Annotated in this window: 17 protein-coding genes; 9 read left to right on the top strand and 8 right to left on the bottom strand. The window is 64.8% G+C overall.

Annotated elements, in window-relative coordinates:
- Positions 1 to 3: 3 nt before the first annotated feature.
- Positions 4 to 1,062: an alpha/beta hydrolase gene (locus AC1RT8_RS21435; protein ID WP_493078179.1), complete on the bottom strand. Its 1,059-nt coding sequence runs from the start codon at positions 1,060 to 1,062 to the stop codon at positions 4 to 6.
- 315 nt (positions 1,063 to 1,377) lie between these two features.
- On the opposite strand from AC1RT8_RS21435, the gene AC1RT8_RS21440 reads away from it, so the two are divergent.
- From AC1RT8_RS21440 to AC1RT8_RS21455, 4 genes are all read left to right on the top strand, one after another.
- On the top strand, positions 1,378 to 2,175 hold the full coding sequence (locus AC1RT8_RS21440) for an MBL fold metallo-hydrolase (RefSeq protein WP_493078180.1): 798 nt from the start codon (positions 1,378 to 1,380) through the stop codon (positions 2,173 to 2,175).
- On the top strand, positions 2,172 to 2,384 hold the full coding sequence (locus tag AC1RT8_RS21445; RefSeq protein WP_493078182.1) for a hypothetical protein: 213 nt from the start codon (positions 2,172 to 2,174) through the stop codon (positions 2,382 to 2,384). The genes AC1RT8_RS21440 and AC1RT8_RS21445 overlap by 4 nt, the downstream gene beginning before the upstream one ends.
- Before the next feature lie 234 nt (positions 2,385 to 2,618).
- Positions 2,619 to 4,937, top strand: coding sequence for a TonB-dependent receptor (locus AC1RT8_RS21450; RefSeq protein WP_493078183.1), 2,319 nt, complete (start codon positions 2,619 to 2,621; stop codon positions 4,935 to 4,937).
- A gap of 223 nt (positions 4,938 to 5,160) precedes the next feature.
- On the top strand, positions 5,161 to 6,015 hold the full coding sequence (locus AC1RT8_RS21455) for a phytanoyl-CoA dioxygenase family protein (protein ID WP_493078184.1): 855 nt from the start codon (positions 5,161 to 5,163) through the stop codon (positions 6,013 to 6,015).
- 53 nt (positions 6,016 to 6,068) lie between these two features.
- Here the strand turns inward: AC1RT8_RS21455 and AC1RT8_RS21460 are convergent, their stop codons facing one another.
- Positions 6,069 to 6,764, bottom strand: a complete 696-nt coding sequence (locus tag AC1RT8_RS21460) for a PilZ domain-containing protein (RefSeq protein WP_493078186.1) — start codon at positions 6,762 to 6,764, stop codon at positions 6,069 to 6,071.
- Positions 6,765 to 7,031: 267 nt separating this feature from the next.
- Between AC1RT8_RS21460 and AC1RT8_RS21465 the strand changes: the two genes are divergently transcribed.
- Entirely contained in the window at positions 7,032 to 8,111 is a 1,080-nt protein-coding gene (locus tag AC1RT8_RS21465; RefSeq protein WP_493078188.1) for a 50S ribosomal protein L11 methyltransferase, read from the top strand.
- Between the two features lie 29 nt (positions 8,112 to 8,140).
- Here the strand turns inward: AC1RT8_RS21465 and AC1RT8_RS21470 are convergent, their stop codons facing one another.
- On the bottom strand, positions 8,141 to 8,401 hold the full coding sequence (locus tag AC1RT8_RS21470; RefSeq protein WP_493078189.1) for a YjhX family toxin: 261 nt from the start codon (positions 8,399 to 8,401) through the stop codon (positions 8,141 to 8,143).
- Between the two features lie 168 nt (positions 8,402 to 8,569).
- Complete coding sequence (locus AC1RT8_RS21475) at positions 8,570 to 9,703, bottom strand: GNAT family N-acetyltransferase (protein WP_493078191.1); 1,134 nt, start codon at positions 9,701 to 9,703, stop codon at positions 8,570 to 8,572.
- Positions 9,704 to 9,783: 80 nt separating this feature from the next.
- Here AC1RT8_RS21475 and AC1RT8_RS21480 point away from each other — a divergent pair, with 80 nt between their 5' ends.
- On the top strand, positions 9,784 to 10,245 hold the full coding sequence (locus AC1RT8_RS21480) for a DUF2721 domain-containing protein (RefSeq protein WP_493078193.1): 462 nt from the start codon (positions 9,784 to 9,786) through the stop codon (positions 10,243 to 10,245).
- A gap of 20 nt (positions 10,246 to 10,265) precedes the next feature.
- On the top strand, positions 10,266 to 10,649 hold the full coding sequence (locus AC1RT8_RS21485) for a DUF4345 domain-containing protein (protein ID WP_493078194.1): 384 nt from the start codon (positions 10,266 to 10,268) through the stop codon (positions 10,647 to 10,649).
- 25 nt (positions 10,650 to 10,674) lie between these two features.
- Here the strand turns inward: AC1RT8_RS21485 and AC1RT8_RS21490 are convergent, their stop codons facing one another.
- The 3 genes from AC1RT8_RS21490 to AC1RT8_RS21500 form a co-directional block, all read right to left on the bottom strand.
- Complete coding sequence (locus tag AC1RT8_RS21490) at positions 10,675 to 12,249, bottom strand: amidase (protein ID WP_493078195.1); 1,575 nt, start codon at positions 12,247 to 12,249, stop codon at positions 10,675 to 10,677.
- 505 nt (positions 12,250 to 12,754) lie between these two features.
- Entirely contained in the window at positions 12,755 to 12,904 is a 150-nt protein-coding gene (locus tag AC1RT8_RS21495) for a hypothetical protein (protein ID WP_493078196.1), read from the bottom strand.
- A 47-nt stretch (positions 12,905 to 12,951) separates the two neighbouring features.
- The gene (locus AC1RT8_RS21500) at positions 12,952 to 13,506 is read right to left on the bottom strand and encodes a hypothetical protein (RefSeq protein ID WP_493078197.1); all 555 of its coding nucleotides are present in this window, start codon (positions 13,504 to 13,506) and stop codon (positions 12,952 to 12,954) included.
- A gap of 117 nt (positions 13,507 to 13,623) precedes the next feature.
- Here AC1RT8_RS21500 and AC1RT8_RS21505 point away from each other — a divergent pair, with 117 nt between their 5' ends.
- Positions 13,624 to 14,898: an MFS transporter gene (locus tag AC1RT8_RS21505; protein WP_493078198.1), complete on the top strand. Its 1,275-nt coding sequence runs from the start codon at positions 13,624 to 13,626 to the stop codon at positions 14,896 to 14,898.
- A gap of 13 nt (positions 14,899 to 14,911) precedes the next feature.
- Positions 14,912 to 15,310, top strand: coding sequence for a PRC-barrel domain-containing protein (locus tag AC1RT8_RS21510; protein ID WP_493078199.1), 399 nt, complete (start codon positions 14,912 to 14,914; stop codon positions 15,308 to 15,310).
- On the opposite strand, the gene AC1RT8_RS21515 is transcribed toward AC1RT8_RS21510, so the two are convergent.
- Positions 15,289 to 16,806 (bottom strand): PQQ-dependent sugar dehydrogenase, encoded by a 1,518-nt coding sequence (locus tag AC1RT8_RS21515; RefSeq protein ID WP_493078200.1) that lies wholly within the window; start codon positions 16,804 to 16,806, stop codon positions 15,289 to 15,291. The genes AC1RT8_RS21510 and AC1RT8_RS21515 overlap by 22 nt on opposite strands.
- Positions 16,807 to 17,001 lie beyond the last annotated feature (195 nt).

Consider the following 17,001-nt stretch of genomic DNA (forward strand, 5'->3'; position numbering starts at 1 on the left):
GCCTTATTTGCCGAAATGATCCTTGAAGAAGCGCGCCATGATCCCGAAGGCTTCGTCGGATTCGGGCGCATCGATATAAGCCCAGAAGGCGTGCGGAAGGCCGTCGAACAGCACGAGCTTGTTCTCGACCCCGGCCTGTTCCAGCGCTCGGCAAAAATTCGCGGTGTCGCTCAGGAGGAAATCGCGCGAGCTGGTAAGGCACAGGGTGGGTGGAAAGCCCTTCAGGTCACCCAGCAGCGGCGACACCAGGGGGTCGGTGGGCTGCTGTCCGCCCTGAAGATAGAGGCGGGTCAGCGAGTCCTGGTCGAGTTTCTGGGCCAGGACCGTGTCGCCCAGGCGCGAAAGATCCGCGTCGCCCGAAAACATACCGAACATCGCGGGCATCGGCAGGCCCTCGGCACGCAGCCGGACGATCAGTTCGGATCCGAGGACCGCGCCGGCTGAGGTACCGTAAAGGCCGATATCGCTTGCCTTGTTGGTCTTCAGCAGCTCACGATAGACGGCGAGGCTATCGTCGACGGCCGCGGGGAAAGCATGTTCCGGCGACAGGCGATATCGGACCGCGATCACCGTAATGCCGGTCAACGCGGCGACCGGGATATTCTCGGTGAGCGATCCCGAATCGACCATGAAGCCGCCGCCATGTATGTTCAGGAGGATGTGCCTCGACGAAGCGCCCGTCCCCCTGGCGGTAATGCGCCGCACCGGGACGCCCGCCATGGTCGCGTCGGCGATGTCCACGGCATATTTCCGGCGCTGCGTTGCACCGAATGTCTGCTGATACTTGTCGATGAACGCGCGTTGTTCCGGAAGGCTGGCGTTCGGATTCGGGTTCGCGGCGGCACTGGTCGTGATCGCCGCCCGGGCCTTCTCGCTGAGCGTTGACGGCAGGGGTGAAGTTGCTGCGGCGGGCGACGACGGCACCGGTGGCGCGGGCGGTGGCGCGTTGGTCTGTGCGGCGGCCATGGTCGAAAAGGCGCAGGCGGCAAGAAGCGCCGTCGAACCGACGATACAGGCAGGAGTCCGTATCACGCCATGAAATCGATGAGCGATGTCCGTCATGCGTTTCCCTCTCCTGTCTGGGTATCTTGTCCGATCACATCCCGGTCAGAGTGCTAGCGAAAAATGACATCGATAACAAAGCAAAAAATGCCGGCGATGGAATAGCAAAGAGCGCGGACGAGGCGTTGGCGCGCGCCTTATCTGCGGTCGCTCGATTATGCATTGATATCGATATCATTTCTGGGTAGCCGTGGCTTGCCTACCGGGCGGCGTCCGCGCGGTATCGAGGAGAGGTCAATGAAAACCGGTCCGAAGATCGCCATCTCGATCCTGGCGACGGTGGCCGCGATGGTCGCCACCAGTGCCCCACGCGCGATGGCGACGCCCGCCTTGTCCGGCGAATCGACCGCCAGGAAGGAGATTCCCACTCTCCAGACCCAAACAACCGAGGAAGGGCAGAAGGTCGTCTACGACCTCTATACCTGGCAGCGGCGCGAGTTGGCCAAGCGCCTGCCGCTTGACGAGCCCTGGCCTTCCGAAGCGGCGATCGACGCCCAGTTCAAGCGCTTCGGCCTCACAACGCCTCCGATCCCCACAAAGCTGCCCCTGCCCGCGCGGATCATGCCCGACATCTATCTGGTCAACACCGAGCCCAACCTCGTCTATCTGATCGATGCCGGCGCGGATGGCCTGGTGATCGTCGACCCCGGGATGGAGAGCAATGTCGGCTCGATCCTCAAGAACGTCGAAGCGCTGGGATTCTCCACCGACAGGATAAAGTGGGTCATCAACACCCATGCGCATCTGGACCATGCGATGGCGGACGCGTCGTTTCAGAAGCTGGGTGCCAGAATCCTGATCGGGCGCGACGATGTCCCCGCAGTCGAGAAGGGCACGATGATCACCGGCAAGTTCCTCCTGCCGCCCGCCATGCGGGCCGCCTATCCGACGTTCCGCGTGGATTGGCCGGTTGACGACGGCGAGGTGCTCAAGCCGGCAACAAGATTTTCCATGCCATCCACACCTCCGGCCACACGCCCGGATCGACCTGCTACCTGCTGCAGATCGACGGGAAGAACATCCTGTTCGGGGGCGACACCATCCTGTTCGACTATCGGCTGGGCGCGCAATTTCCACCCTTTGCCGACAACGCCGCCTATCTCGCCTCGTTGAAGAAGCTGGCCACGTTCGGCTTCTATCCCGACACGATCCGCTGGGACGTACTGCTGCCGGGCCATGGCACGATAGTGCTCGACCGTGCCTTTGCCGATGTCCTGAAGGGATATCGGCAGGTCCAGCTCGACGTCACCGACAATGTGCCGGTCGAGGCGCTTCCCTTTGCGACCGAAGCCTATCGGAAACTCATGTTCGGTCGGCCATAGGATTTGCCGGCCGACAGGGAAGCGCCGGCTGGCACCGCCTGCTGAAACGAATCCTCCAATTTATCAAATGATTCCAATATTTTTTATACTCGAATGCGTGGAAATGGTATCGATTTCATTTTTTTATTGTTATCGATGTCATTCGTGATAAAAGGACTGCATGAGGACGCGCCGTTTGCTGCGCATCGGAAAAGTGGGGCGGCACGAATCGCCCCGCGAAGGGGAGGAACTGACATGCCGCATCGCGCCACCACTTTGCTGCTCACCGCGTCGCTGCTGGCGCTGGCTGCCATGCCGGCCGCAGCGCAGACCGCGTCTGGCGAGGCGCCCACTCCCGCGGCGCAGGGTGACGAACAGGACATCATCGTCACGGCGCGACGCGTCGCGGAAAGCCAGCAAGACGTGCCGATGTCGCTCACCGCCATCTCGAGCGACAAGCTGCGCGAGCAGAATGTCACGATGGTATCGGACCTGACTCGCCTGGTGCCGTCGCTGAACTTTACCGCCGACCTCGATCGCAACAATGTGACCTTCGCGATGCGCGGGCAGCGCGAGACCAGAGGGCCGGTCGGTACGGGCGGCGGCCCCGCCGTGGTTTCCTATTTTGCCGAAGCGCCGACGCGCGCCATCGGACCGGGGCAGTTCTTCGATCTGCAGAATGTTCAGGTGCTCAAGGGGCCGCAGGGAACGCTGTTCGGGCAAAACACGACCGGCGGCGCGATCCTGTTCGAACCGCAAAGGCCCACCAATCGGTTCGAAGGCTATATGATGGGCACGGCCGGTAGCTACGGTCGCCTTGACGTCGAGGGCGTCGTCAACATCCCGCTCGTCGATGACAGGCTGTTGCTCCGTGTCGGCGGCCAGTCGCTCAATCGCAACGGGATTACCCGCGATGTCGTCTCCGGCAAGGATTACGACGATCGCAATGCATGGTCGGCGCGCGCCAGCCTGCTCTTCCGGCCGTCCAGTTCGTTCGAGAATTATACGGTGGCCCAGTTGGTCGGATCCGAGGAGAATGGCACGGGCGTGATCCTGATCGCCGCCAATCCTGCCAGTCCCTTCGGGCCGCTGCTGACGTCGCTATTGGCGCAGCAACAGGCCAGAGGGGTCCGCGACGTTGCGCTCAGTGCCAAAAGCCGGGGAGCGACCCGTCAGCTTGGCGTCACCAATCGAACGACGGTGAGTTTTCCCGGCGATCTGACGCTGACCAATATTGTCAGCTACACCCATTATCAGACCGATAGCGGCCGCGACGACGACGGCACGATTTTGCCCATCCAGGATTCGAATGGCGCATCGAAGCCCGGGACCTGGAATACCGACATCAACTATCTCACCGAAGAGCTGCGCCTATCGGGAACGCTCGGCGGCGGCCTTTTGAAGTTCCAGGCCGGCGGCTATTATGATCATGTGTCACCCGGCGGCGTGATGACCTATTCGCAGAACCTTCAGACCGTGGCGACCAGTTCGCAAGTCGACGCAACGGCCCGATCCACCTCCAAGGCGCTGTTCGGGCAGATCGGGATCGATGTCGGCAAGGTCGTTCCGGCATTGGACGGACTCAATCTGACCGCCGGCTATCGCTATACCTGGAACGACTTCGCGTTCGGGATCGCGTTGCTGCAATATTCCGGAATCCTGCGCCCGCCGCCTGAACCGAAAGCGGGCGATGTGTGCCTGGTGCCTCCGGGCAACGTCTATCCGAACTGCAATGCTTCAGGATCGGGCAAGGACCGGGGTGCTTCGTTCGCGTTCGGCGCCGACTACAAGATCAATCGCGATGTCATGATTTTCGCCAATTACAAGCGCGGCTACAAACCAGGCGGTTTCAATGCGGCTCTGGCTGCCTTCGGCTTGCCGTCATCCAATCCATTTTACAGCTTCAAATCGGAAACAGTAGACACCGCCGAAATCGGCCTGAAGACAAGCTGGTCGCTCGAAGGGCTGCACGGCCGGTTCAACGTGACCGGCTACACCAGCAAATATCGGAACATTCACGCGACCGTGCCGGCGATCATCCCACCATTCACGGCAACCGCGATCCAGAATGCCGCCCGGGCCACGATCAACGGCGTGGAAGTCGATGCCAATATTAGCATCCGGCGGTGGCTCTCGATCGATGCCGGCTACAGCTATACCGACGCGAAATACGACGACTATCTCGTCGGCGGGGTCGATCTGTCGACCCTCCCCTTCGTCTACACCCCGAAAAACCAGTTCAACATCGGGGCGAACCTGACGCTGCCGACACCCGAGAAATTCGGCGGCCTTGTCCTGCGCGGCACCTATAGCTGGCAGGATCGCCTCTATGCCGGAGATACAGATCCAACTCAGCCCTTCTCCTTCATCAACGGCTATGGGCTGCTGGGCGCGCGGATCGACTGGCAGAACGTGCTCGATACCAAGAATGTCGATCTTTCGCTCTTCGCAACCAACCTGACCAACAAGACGTACCGGATCGCCGTCATCCAGCAATATAATGCCAGCGGTTACACCACGGCGATCTACGGTGAGCCGAGGATGTACGGCGTGTCGCTGCGGACAAGGTTCTAGGGCCCGATCTCAGCGCCGACAGCCGTGCGTTTGGAGTGATCGGCACACACTGCGTGTAGCGCAAATGGTGGCGCGGCGGGGCGTCCGATACGGGACTTCACTGCGACGCCCGTCTTAAGGTCTGGTATTTCAGGTATGTGCGGCGCTAGGTCGCATCATGGCAAGACCAGTTCTCCTGGACGCAACATGTCAAAGGGCGCTGATTCAGAACGGCCTTGCTCTCGTGCCGCTGCTCGATGCGACGGAAGTCGCGTCCCTGCTCGACGCCCTGCTGGACCTTCGTGAGCCGGCGTTTCCGCCGTCGACCATCGTCGATCAGCCGCTGACCTATCATTCGACGGCGCTCGACGCCGATGCCCATTACCGTGGACGGGCCTTCTCACTCGTCCGGGACGCCGTCGCGCCGCATATGGGCCGGCTGCTGGACGGCTTCGAGATCGCCACGGCCGGCGTGCTGATCAAAGAGCCCGGTACCGGCGAGCTGGGCCTTCATTCAGACTGGACCCTGACCGAGGATCCGGACGGCCTGGCGATCACCATCTGGTGTCCCCTGATCGACGTCGATGACGGCAACGGATGCCTGCATGTCGTGCCGGGCAGCCACAGGCTCGCCCGGCACATCAACGGCCCGGGGATCAAGGGCTATCAGGGGCGGTTCCAGCAAGAGCTCAAGGACCGCGCGGTTGCCGTCCCGATGCGCGCCGGCGAGGCGGTGATCTTCGACAGCTCGCTGCTGCACGGCTCCCCCGTCAACCGATCCGGGTATAATCGACCGGCGATCATGCTGACCTGCGTGCGGCGTGGATGCCGGCCGGTCTTCTATATCAATGATGCGAGTTCAAGCGGAGAGCGGTTCCAGATCTTCGACCTGGCCGATGGCGCTTTCCTGGAGCGTCCGGCCAATGATTATTTCACCGGGCTGGCGACGGACAAGCTGATCGGTCGCATCCCCAACACCAACGGTACCCTGTCCTCCGCCGGGTTCAGGCGCCGGCATGCCCTGGCCCGCCGATGGCGGCGCGTGTTCGGCGCCTATGAGCCACAATGGATATATGAGGTGCTGCCGGGATTCAGCTGAGGTCGGGCAGCAGGCCATGAGGTGTTTGGCTACCTCAGGCCCAGGCCGCCCGGCTAGGCGCGACGTTCGTCCGGCGTGTCGTTGTTCGATGCAAGCTGACGCTCGCGCGCCTGCGCCTGCATCGTCGGCACCCAGCGCGCCAGCGCCTCGAAGGCGATCGGGTTGTCGAATGCGATCCCGGCATGCTCATCGTCGGACCAGCGGACCGATCCAGCGATCGGCGGCAGGCCGTTGAGCATCAGGATAAGTTTTTGCCCGGTCTCCAGCGGCCCTCCCGGAGCAACCCGACCGCCCGACTGCGAAATGTTGCAGAGCGTAACGGCATGATAGCGCGCGCCGACACGGATTCGCGCCTTCACGTCGATGCCGACGCGCGGCGCGCGCGGCTGCTGCGACGAGGGCGAATAATCGTGGCTGTCGGCGAGCACCCTGGCGGCGTTGACCGGTTCGTCGAACTGGATGCCAGCGAGGCCGTCACGGCGCCACAGCACCCGGCCCGACACCGCCTGGCCGGATTTGAATTCAGCGCTCACCGGCTCACCGATGTTCAGTTCCGAATAGATATGGGCCATCAGGCCGCCGGCCGAGATATTGCGGACCAGGCACAATTCCTCGCTGCGCGGCGTCTGCAGCTTGGCGACACGAAGCACCGTCACATGGCGCAAATTCTGGCGCCGCTCGGGCGGCGGGGGCGGAGCGTTGGAAAAGGAGATCGTCGTCAATTCGCCGTCATCGAAATGATCAAGCATAGGGGCACCCTTCGTAGAGCGATGTTGTCGAGCATCGCTACCAGCGTGAAGGACGCCCATCGTCCCTCGCGCAGAACAGCGCCCCTCCCAACGCGGGATTATCCGCCACATCCCCTTCCGAAACCTTAACGACACCACCATTTTGGTGCCAGTTGTATGCAAGATATACAAAATGTTCTGACGCACGTTGTCACGTGATTCGCTTCCGCCGGCGCCCGCCCTGGCTTAAGGATTCCGCGGCGGGACCGTCCGCGCAGGAGTGGCCGAGTGAGCGACGAGATCGAGCGGATGATCGCGACCATCGGCGCCGCGCTCCGGCAAAGACCAGATTATCCGTACAATCTCGTCGGCCTCGCGGAGATGGTCGCCGCGCGCAAGGCGCCGCACCGCGCCGCCGATCTCGCGCGGGAGGCGATGGCGTTGGGACGCGACGACCCCGCGACTCTGATGCGCGGCCGGCGGCTGCTCGCGTCGCTGATCCCGGGCTATCACGTGCCGATGATGAACGATGCGCGGCGCAATGCCGCCTGGGACGCGGCGCTGCGGCGGGCGATCCGCCCCGGCATGACGGTGCTGGAGATCGGGACGGGCGCCGGCATGCTCGCGCTGATGGCGGCGCGGGCCGGCGCGGAGAAAGTCGTCACCTGCGAATACAACCCGGTCGCGGCCGGGATGGCGCGCGCGCTCGCCGCGCAGAATGGCCATGCCGACCGAATCCAGGTCGTCACCAAACGCTCCCAGGCACTCGCGATCGGCAAGGAGCTTGACCGCCCGGCAGACCTGCTGGTGTGCGACATCTTCGCCGACGGGCTGCTCGATTTCGATCCGCTTGGTGCCATCGCCGATGCGCGGCAACGGCTGCTCGCGCCCGGCGCGCCTGCCGTCCCGATGGCGGCGAGCCTGTGTGCGGCGCTGGTCGACTGGAGTGACTATGCGCGGGTCGGGCATATCGATGCGGCGTGCGGGTTCGACCTGAGCCCAATGGCGGATTTCGTGCCGACCAGCATCTTGCGGCCGATCGGCGCGGCTGGCGTGGACCTTGTTTCGGAAGTGGTCGAGCTGTTCCGGTTCGATTTTGCGCAGGAGCGCTTCCCGCCCTCGGACCGCCGCACCCTTGCTTGCCGCGCGACAGTCGCGGGCGAGGCCAATACGATCGCGCGATGGATCAGGCTGGAACTCGATGACGAGACGATGATCGAAGCGCGGCCAGAGCCAGGCGCGGTCTTCTTTTCCGGGCTTACCATGACGCCGCTCGTTACGCCGGTGTCGGTGACGTCGGGCGATACGATCATGATCGGCGCAGTGCATGATGGACGCGCCATCTCGACCTGGGTCGAGCGAGGTTAGGAGCCCGGCACGAATGCCGGGCCCCAGGTTCAACGATTGTCGAGCTGCGACCGCACCGCGGCGAGGCCAAGCCGGGTGACGCGATAGGGCCCACCGTCGAGGCTCGCGATCAGCCGCCGCCGCTTGAGCTTGCGGAATAACGGCACCGTGCAATCGGCCAGCACATAGCCGTCGCGGGTGAAGCAATCGACCGCGACGATGCGGCTCGTCTCCTCGTCGCGCCGGTGGACGATGCGTCCGCCTTGCGCCAGCGCGTGGAGCACGCGCTGTTCGTATTTCGAGATATTCATGGGAAATGTCGGTCCCTGCAAAGGGATAGCCCACACAACCGGCCCGCAGCCTCTCCCGAAGGAGGCCGCGATGGGCTGCGCACGACGCCTGGGCTCGGGACCTCGGGTCCCGATCAGGCGATCAGCGGGCGACAATTCCAGACATAACCACTCCGATTGGAGCGACGCTCATACCGGCCCGGGCGAAACCTCGTCAACCACCGGCGCCGCAGGACGCTGGCCGCTACGTTCCCACAAGCCGCGCAAGGCCCGGCCAAACAGCGCCGGCAAGCCCGGCCGCACCAGCAGCCAGTCGCGGATCGCCGGGCCCTTCGTCGCACCGATCACGCGCTTGTAGCCGCTGTCGCCCGCCCCCCAGTCGACCGTGTCGATCCCGTCCGCCATCGCGCGGACGAGGTTGCGATAATAGAGCAATTTGCCAGGCGAGTGCCTGGCGAAGGCGGGATCATAGCTGTTGGCGATGGCGTATTTGAGCGACCCCGCATTCACATCGAACGAGAAAGCAGCCGCCGCGCCGTCGACGGTGAGCAAGGCTGCCCACAGCATCTTCGCCAGCACCGGATCGCTCGCCGCGGCGCGCCAGAAGGCGCCGTGGCCGGTGATGGTGAATTTCGCGTCGCGCCCGTCGGTGCGCGCGGCGATCCAGCTCTTCTGTTCGATCGCGGCGAGCGCGTCGAACCCGCCGGCGGCCAGTTCGGCGCCTTGCAGGAACTGCCAGTCGAGCGCGCCGTGATCGCCGAGATGCTTTTCGTGGAAGCGGTTCTTGCGCAGGGTCGAATTGCGCGGCCAGCCGCCATCGGCATTGGCTGCGGCCATATCAAGGATGTAAGAGTCCGCGACGAAGCGATCGAGCGTCGCCCACCCCTTGGCCCGCGCCGCCGCGAGCAGCGGTTCGAGCGCGGGATCGCCGTCGCAGACCGGCCCGATCCTCAGTGCATTCACTTCTTGGCCGAGCCGGTCGAGCAATGCGTCGAACGCGCCCTCCCCCGCGTCAGCGCTCGCCGGAAAGCTGCGGAACGGCCAGTAACAGCCGGGCACCGCCGCCAGCCGCGCCGGCGCCGGGCCGAAGCGGATCATCGGCAGCGCGATCACCGGATCGCCGTCGCGCTCGACCAGGATGGTGCGCGCCGATCCGCCATAGGCGCTGAGCGCGGCAGCGAACCATTGATAGCGCAGGAAGCGGTGAGTTTCGGGCGCTGACTCGGCGACGAGATCGATCGCGCCCGACAGTCCGTCGAGCACGATCGCGCGCGTCGCCGGCGGCAGGCGCGTGAATTCGGCAAGCAGCATCGGCTTCGTCATGGCCGGGTTGTTACGATGCCATCCGTTACCATCCGGTTCGCGCTTGACCGCGACGCAACGCAGCCGCCACAGTCCGGCGCGTGGAATATTCGCCTGCCGTCACGACGATCGCCCAGACGATCCAGCTCTCGCTTTCGCCGGTGTTCATGCTGGCGGGCATCGGCGCCTTGCTCAACGTGCTGGCCGGACGCCTGTCGCGCGTGGTCGACCGGGCGCGTCAGGTCGAGGCGCTTCACCCGCGCTCGACCGGGCCCGAGCATGACCGCCATGTCTGGGAGCTGCGGCTGCTCGACAAGCGCATGTCGGTGATCAACGCGGCGCTGGTGATGGCGGTGTCGAGCGCGGTGATGACCTGCCTGGTCGTCGCCCTGCTGTTCGTGGCGGAACTGGCCCGGCTTCATATCGGGACCATCGTCGCGCTTTCCTTCATCCTGGCGATGATCCTGCTGATCGCCGCGCTCGCGTCCTTCCTGATCGAGGTGCGCATGTCGCTCACCGCCATCCATATCCGGCCCGAGCTGCTCGAAAAGGACCAGCGCTGACCGTCATCGCGGAGAAGCGGGTGCTTCAGGTCGTGGTGGCGATCGCTTGCCTGGTGCCAATGGTCACGGGCGGGCAGAGCATCCTGTACGGACCGGGTTTCCTCGGCCACGCGCCAGTGATTCCGACCGATCTCGACAGCCATTTCCGCTATGTCTCGGGGATATTCTTCGCGGTGGGCGTGGCGTTTGCCACCTGCGTGCCGGGGATCGAGGCCAAAGGGTCGCGGTTCCGGTTGCTCGGGGCGCTGGTAATCGCGGGTGGGCTGGCGCGGGTCGTGTCGCTGGTGGCGGTGGGGATGCCGTCAAAGGGGCATGTGTTCGGATTGGCGATGGAGCTTGGGGTCGTGCCGTTGTTGATGCTGTGGCAGGCGGGGTTCGCGCGGCGGTGGATTCCACCTTCTTAAGCCCCTCCCCTGAAGGGGAGGGGCTTTATTTGAAGGCACCCTCCAGCCCAGCCCCGACATCCGCCACCGGCAGATACTTCGGCGCAACCCGCGCATGGCTCGCCTGCTCATAGGCATAGCCCGCGTTCAGCACCGCCTGATCGCCGTACGCCGTCGCGATGAAGGACAGGCCGACCGGAAGGCCCTTGGCCAGCCCCATCGGCACGGTCAGATGCGGATAGCCCGCGATCGCCGGTAGCTCGCTCGCGCTCGGGCCGGTGAAATGGTCGCCCGAGACGCTGTCGCTCAGCCAGGGTAGGCCATAGGTCGGCTCGACCAGGATCGTCGCGTTCGCTTTCTTCAGCATCGCGTCGATCCCCTCCACCCCCGCAAGCCGCAGCGACTTGGCCCGCGCGCCGAGATATTCGGCATCGGCGAGGCCACGCGTCTTCGCCGCGTCGAGGAAGATCTCCTGCCCGAAGAATGGCATCTCGGCCGCCTTGTTCGCCTGGTTGAACGCGATCACCTGATCGAGCGTACGCGCCTTCACCGTACCGGGCGTCGTCGCGAGATAGGCGTCGAGATCAGCCTTCAATTCGACCTTGAGCACGTCGAACTCGGCATCGCCCATGCCGTCGAGCTTGGGCCGCTCGACATCGACCAGCACCGCGCCGGCCGCTTTCAGCACCGCGAGCGCCGCGTCATAGGGCGCCTTCATCGCCTCCGGCATCTCGGGCCGCAGCACCGCGATGCGCAGGCCCTTGAGCGCATCCGCCGACAACCCCTTGGTGAAGTCCGTGCGGTATTTCGCAGCGTCCCTGGTGGCCTTGTCGGCCGGATCGGCCGCGACCATCGCCGAGAACAGGATCGCCACGTCCTTGACCGACCGTCCCATCGGCCCGGGCGTATCCTGGCTGTGGCTGATCGGCACGACATGGGTGCGGCTGACCAGCCCGAGCGTCGGCTTCAGCCCGACCAGCCCGTTCATCGAGGAGGGGCAGACCACCGATCCGTCGGTCTCGGTGCCGAGCGCGATCGGCGCAAAGCTCGCCGCCACCGCCGCGCCCGATCCGCTCGACGATCCGCAAGATGAGCGGTCGAGCGCATAGGGATTGCGCACCAGCCCGCCGACCGCGCTCCAGCCGCTCATCGAATTGGTCGAGCGGATGTTCGCCCATTCCGACAAATTGGTCTTGCCGAGGATGACCGCGCCGGCCTTGCGCAGCTCCGCCACCACCGGCGCGTCGCGGCCGGTGAGATTGTCCTTGAGCGCGAGGCTGCCGGCGGTGGTCGGCAACTCCTTCGTCTCGATATTGTCCTTGATCAGGACGGGGATGCCGTCGAGCGGGCCGAGCGCCTTGCCCGCCTTGCGCCGCGCGTCGCTGGCTTTGGCCTGGGCCAGCGCGTCGGGGCTGACCGCGATCACCGAACGCAGGGTCGGCCCGCGGCGATCCATCGCGGCGATCCGCGCGAGATAGGCCTGGACGATCGCCTCGCTGGTCGTGCCGCCGGCCATCATCGCCTGGAGCTGGTCGATCGAGGCTTCTTCGACCTTCACCGTCCGGGCGGCTACAGGCACCGATAGGGTCGCGGCAAGCAGGAGCGTCGTCAGGATGCGCATGAAATCCCCCCTCATGCCGGACGTTCCGGCATCCACCGTGCCGCCAGCGCCGCACCGGCAAATCATGCGGAACGATGGACCCCGGAACAAGTCCGGGGTGACGAAATAATGGATTGTGAAGCGTCCCGGATATGAAAAGAGGCTGCCGGGTCCGCAGACCCGGCAACCTCCTGACATGGTCAGCGGCCGGATGTTCCAGCCCGGGAGACCATGCGAACCGCAGCTTCGATAGACGGCAGCGTTGTCTGGGGGAGAATACCCCCCGCCGTCATCCCGATAAAGCTAGCGGTGCGTCCCCCGAACGAACTGAACCGACCCCATTGCTGAACCATGAGACATCGGATCACCTCCTTTCGCTTGTTAAGACGTCGTACCCAGGACTGGATACGACTCCTGTTTGAATCATCCGAATCACATAAACAAGTCTTGTAATGTTCTGCGTTTTCGACGATTCTCGTCCGCCTGCGCCGCTTCCCGGGGAACGCGCCGCGCAGAGCCCCCTCCGTCAATGCCGCTTGAAATACTGGACCTCGCGCTCGTGCTTCTCGGCGGCGGCGCGGGTGTCGAAGGTGCCGAGGTTGCGGCGCTTGTGCGTGGCGGGATCGACCTTGCGCGAATAGAGGCGGTATTCGCCCGATGCGAGCTTGCGGATCATGGCATTCTCCTCAGCGCGAAAACGCGCGAGGCCGGGACTTTATCCCGTCAGCGCCGGCAATCCTCGATCACGCGCTCGATCTCGGCCCAGGCGGGCACGACCAGCGGGACGTAACCCGCCTGCTCCACCACGAAGCGGCCGCGGCTGAAGCCGATCGCGTCGAGCAGCGCATCACGCGGCTGCAGCGCGACCGCGACATAGGGCGGCGTGCCGCCGGTCGGCGCGGCGGAGAGGGTGCGCAGCGCGGTCGAGGTGCGGATCGTCAGGGCGACCGGACCGGCGGAGATGCCCTGGCGCGAGAGATAGACGGAGTTCGCCGCACGGTCGCAGCGCAGGGTCAACGCCGCATCCGCGCCAGGCACGCCGAACAGCGCGATCGAGCCGCGGCCGTCCTGGCGATAGACCCAGTCGCCCGGCGTCATCGGCCAGTCGCGCCAGTCCTTGCCGACCGGCGTAGCGATCGGCCTGGGGGCGGGCGGCGGCGGCGGGGTGTAGGTGGGGGTCGGAACCGGCCTCGGCGCCGGCCGGGGCGGCGGGGTCGGCCCGACGCAGCTTGCCAAGGCGATCAGCGCGGCCATGAGGGGGAAGGGAAGCAGACGCATTCGCCTCTCTATGCGCGATGCGGTCCTGCGGCTCAACCGCCCGTCTTGCATCGCCCCGCGAATTCGCCTCTGTTGCCGCCGGGCCGTGCAATGACGCGGATGGGGAGAGACGAGACCATGGCGATCGATGCCAAGCGACTGAAATCAATCGTCGGCGGATCGGCCGGCAATCTGGTCGAATGGTATGACTGGTACGCCTATTCCTCGCTGTCACTCTACTTCGCGGCAACCTTCTTCCCCAAGGGCGATCCGACCGCTCAGCTGATGGGCACGAGCGCGATCTTCGCGGTCGGCTTTGTCATGCGCCCGATCGGCGCCTATTGGATGGGTCGCTATGCCGATACGCATGGCCGCAAGGCGGGGTTGGCGCTGTCGGTCGGGCTGATGTGCCTCGGTTCGCTGATGATCGCGCTGGTGCCGGGTTATGCCGCGATCGGGGTGGCAGCGCCCGTCATCCTGGTACTGGCGCGCATGATCCAGGGGCTGTCGGTCGGCGGCGAATATGGCGCGAGCGCAACCTATCTTTCCGAGATGGCGACGCGCGACCGGCGCGGCTTCTGGTCGAGCTTCCAATATGTGACGCTGATCGGTGGCCAACTTACCGCGCTCGCCGTCACCTTGCTGCTGCAGACCCTGCTGACCAAGGCGGAGATGTCGGAATGGGGCTGGCGCCTGGCCTTTTTCTTCGGCGCGGTGCTGGCGCTGGCCGTCTATATCCTGCGGCGGCGCCTCGCCGAGACCGCCTCGTTCGAGAACCAGTCGGCCGACCGGCCCAAATCCGGCCTGATCGCGCTGTGGAAGGCGCATCCGCGCGAGTTCCTGCTGGTCGTGGTGATCAGCGCGGGCGGGAGCTGCACTTTCTATGCCTACACCACCTATCTCCAGAAATTCCTGGTCAACACGAGCGGGTTCGAGATCCAGACCGCGACCCAGGTGATGACTGCGGCTTTGGTCGTCTACATGCTCGCCCAGCCGGTGTTCGGCGTGCTTGCCGACCGGTTCGGGCGCAAGCCGATGCTGATGCTGTTCGGGGTGGGCGGCATGCTCGTCACCGTGCCGGTGTTCAGCGCGCTGGCGGTGGCGAGCGATCCCTTGGTCGCCTTCGCCATCATCCTGGTGCCGCTGATGCTGCTGTCGGCCTATACCTCGATCAGCGCACTGGTGAAGGCCGAGCTGTTCCCGGCGCATATCCGTGCGCTCGGCGTCGCCTTTCCCTATGCCATCGGCAATGCGGCGTTCGGCGGCACCGCGGAATATGTCGCGCTGTGGTTCAAGAATGCGCATATCGAAGCCGCCTTCTACTGGTACGTCACCGCGATCATCGCCTGCGCGACGATCGCTTTCCTGATGCTCCCGGAAACGAAGCGGACGAGTTTGATCCTCGAGGATTGACCCGATTGGAGGAATGACGATGTCCAAAGACCAGCCAATCCAACTGCTCGCCCATTCGATCCAGAGCGATACGATCAGGGTGAAGACCCGCGAGGGCGACAAGGTCGGGTCGGTCCACGACTTCCTGATCAACAAGAGGACGGGGCGGACGGCCTATGTCGTGCTGACGATCGGCGGCTTCCTGGGCATGGGCAAAGCCTATTATCCCCTGCCCTTCGGCCTGCTCGCCTATGATCCGGCGGCGGACATCTATCTCGTCACCATCGACCGCAAGGTGCTCGAAGGCGGGCCGAGCTGGGCCGCGAACCCGCCGCTGTTCGACCAGGCCTATGCCAATCGCGTGGCGAGCTATTACGGCACCGCGCTCGAAGACCTGTCGCTCGGCGGCGGTCAGGCCGGCGTCACCTCGTAGATTTCGCCATCGAGGTCGACGAGGTAGAGGTTTCCCGCGGCATCCTCGCCGAACGAGGCGAGTTGGTTGATCGTGCCGGTATCGGGCGCGAAATCCTCATTGCGGCGTTCGAAGCCGCTCGCCCCCAGGGTCGTGCCTTGAGTCAGCGTGTTCGCCGGCACGGTGAAGATGCCGCCGCGGATGTAATCAGCGAAGACATAGAAGCCGGTGAGCGACGCGACCGGGCCGCGATAGACATAGCCGCCGGTGATGGTGTTGCCCTGTTTCGGCCCGGTGCCATGGCCATATTCGAGCACCGGCTCGATCAGCCCGGCCGGCGCGGTGCCGTTGAAGGCATGCGCGCCCTCGCGGAAGCGCCAGCCATAATTGCCGCCCTTGTCCTGCGGACGGAGCAGGTCGACTTCCTCCCAGGCGCCCTGCCCGACATCGCCGATCAGCAGATTGTTGCCCCAGAAGGATGCGCGGAACGGGTTGCGCAGGCCATAGGCATAGACTTCGGGAGCGCCGCCCGCGCCGCTGGCGAAGGGGTTGTCGGCGGGGATGGTGTAGAAGGGCGCTGTGCCGCCGGGCGGATTGACCGCGATGCGCAGGATCTTGCCGAGCAGGACATTGGTGTTCTGCGCATTGTTCGGCACGTCGCCCGCGCCACCGCCATCGCCGACCGCGAGCCAGAGATAGCCGTCCGGCCCGAAGGCGAGCCAGCCGCCATTGTGGTTGCTGTTGGTCGGATGCGGGATGGTAAGGATCGTCGCGTCGAGCACCGTCGCGCCGCCGGTGCCGCGGCGATAGCGGCGAACCTCGATATTGCCCGCCGCGTTCGTCGCATAGGCATAGACGAAACCGGATGTCTGATAGTCCGGGGCCGCCACCACGCCGAGCAGGCCGCGCTCGCTGTCGGTCGAGATGTTGGTGGCGGTGATGAAGGGCGTTTTCGCGCCAGTCGCGGGATCGAGGATCAGTACGGCGCCGCCTTTCTCGACCACGAACACCTTGGTGTCGCCCGGGATCGGCGCGACATAGAGCGGCTGGTTGAACCCGGTGCCGACGCGTCGGACCTGGATGCCCTCCTTGCTGTTGGTCACGGTGATCGCAACGGAGCGCGTGGCGCTTGCCTGCCCGTCGGTGACGCCGACCTGTACGTCATAGACATTGTCCTGGCCGGCATCGGCCGGCGCCTCGAAATTGGGCGGCGACACGAACCGCACCAGCCCCGCCGCGGTGATCGAGAAGCGCGCCGCATCGGCCCCGCCAGCGATGCTGTAGGTCAGCGGATTGCCGTCCGGATCGGTCGCCGCAGCCTGATAGGCGTCCGTGACATTCTCGACGACGCTGGCGGTCGCGGCGGAGGTGAAGCTCGGGGCCTGATTGGCCGGCGTCGGGGTGGGCGTACCGCCGCCACCGCCACTATCGCCGCCGCTGCAGGCTGATGTGGCAAGCAACAGCGCGAGCGTCAGGCCGCAGGTCGATCGCCGCGATAGATGGGAATGCGCCGACATATGTCCTCCCGACGATGGCGCGAGAGATCGTCGCCCCTCGCTTTCAAACCGCCTGTAGCAGCAAACGCGCGATCTTCCGGTCCGTTGCCCCGACTCCCGCCAAATCGCCGCCGGAGTGGGTGGTTACGGAGGCGAAACAGTATAATGTTTTTTCTTCCCCTGTTATTTCCAACTTTGTTGGAGATATTTTCCATA

The sequence above is a fragment of the Sphingomonas sp. GW821-FHT10F11 genome, assembly GCF_058809095.1.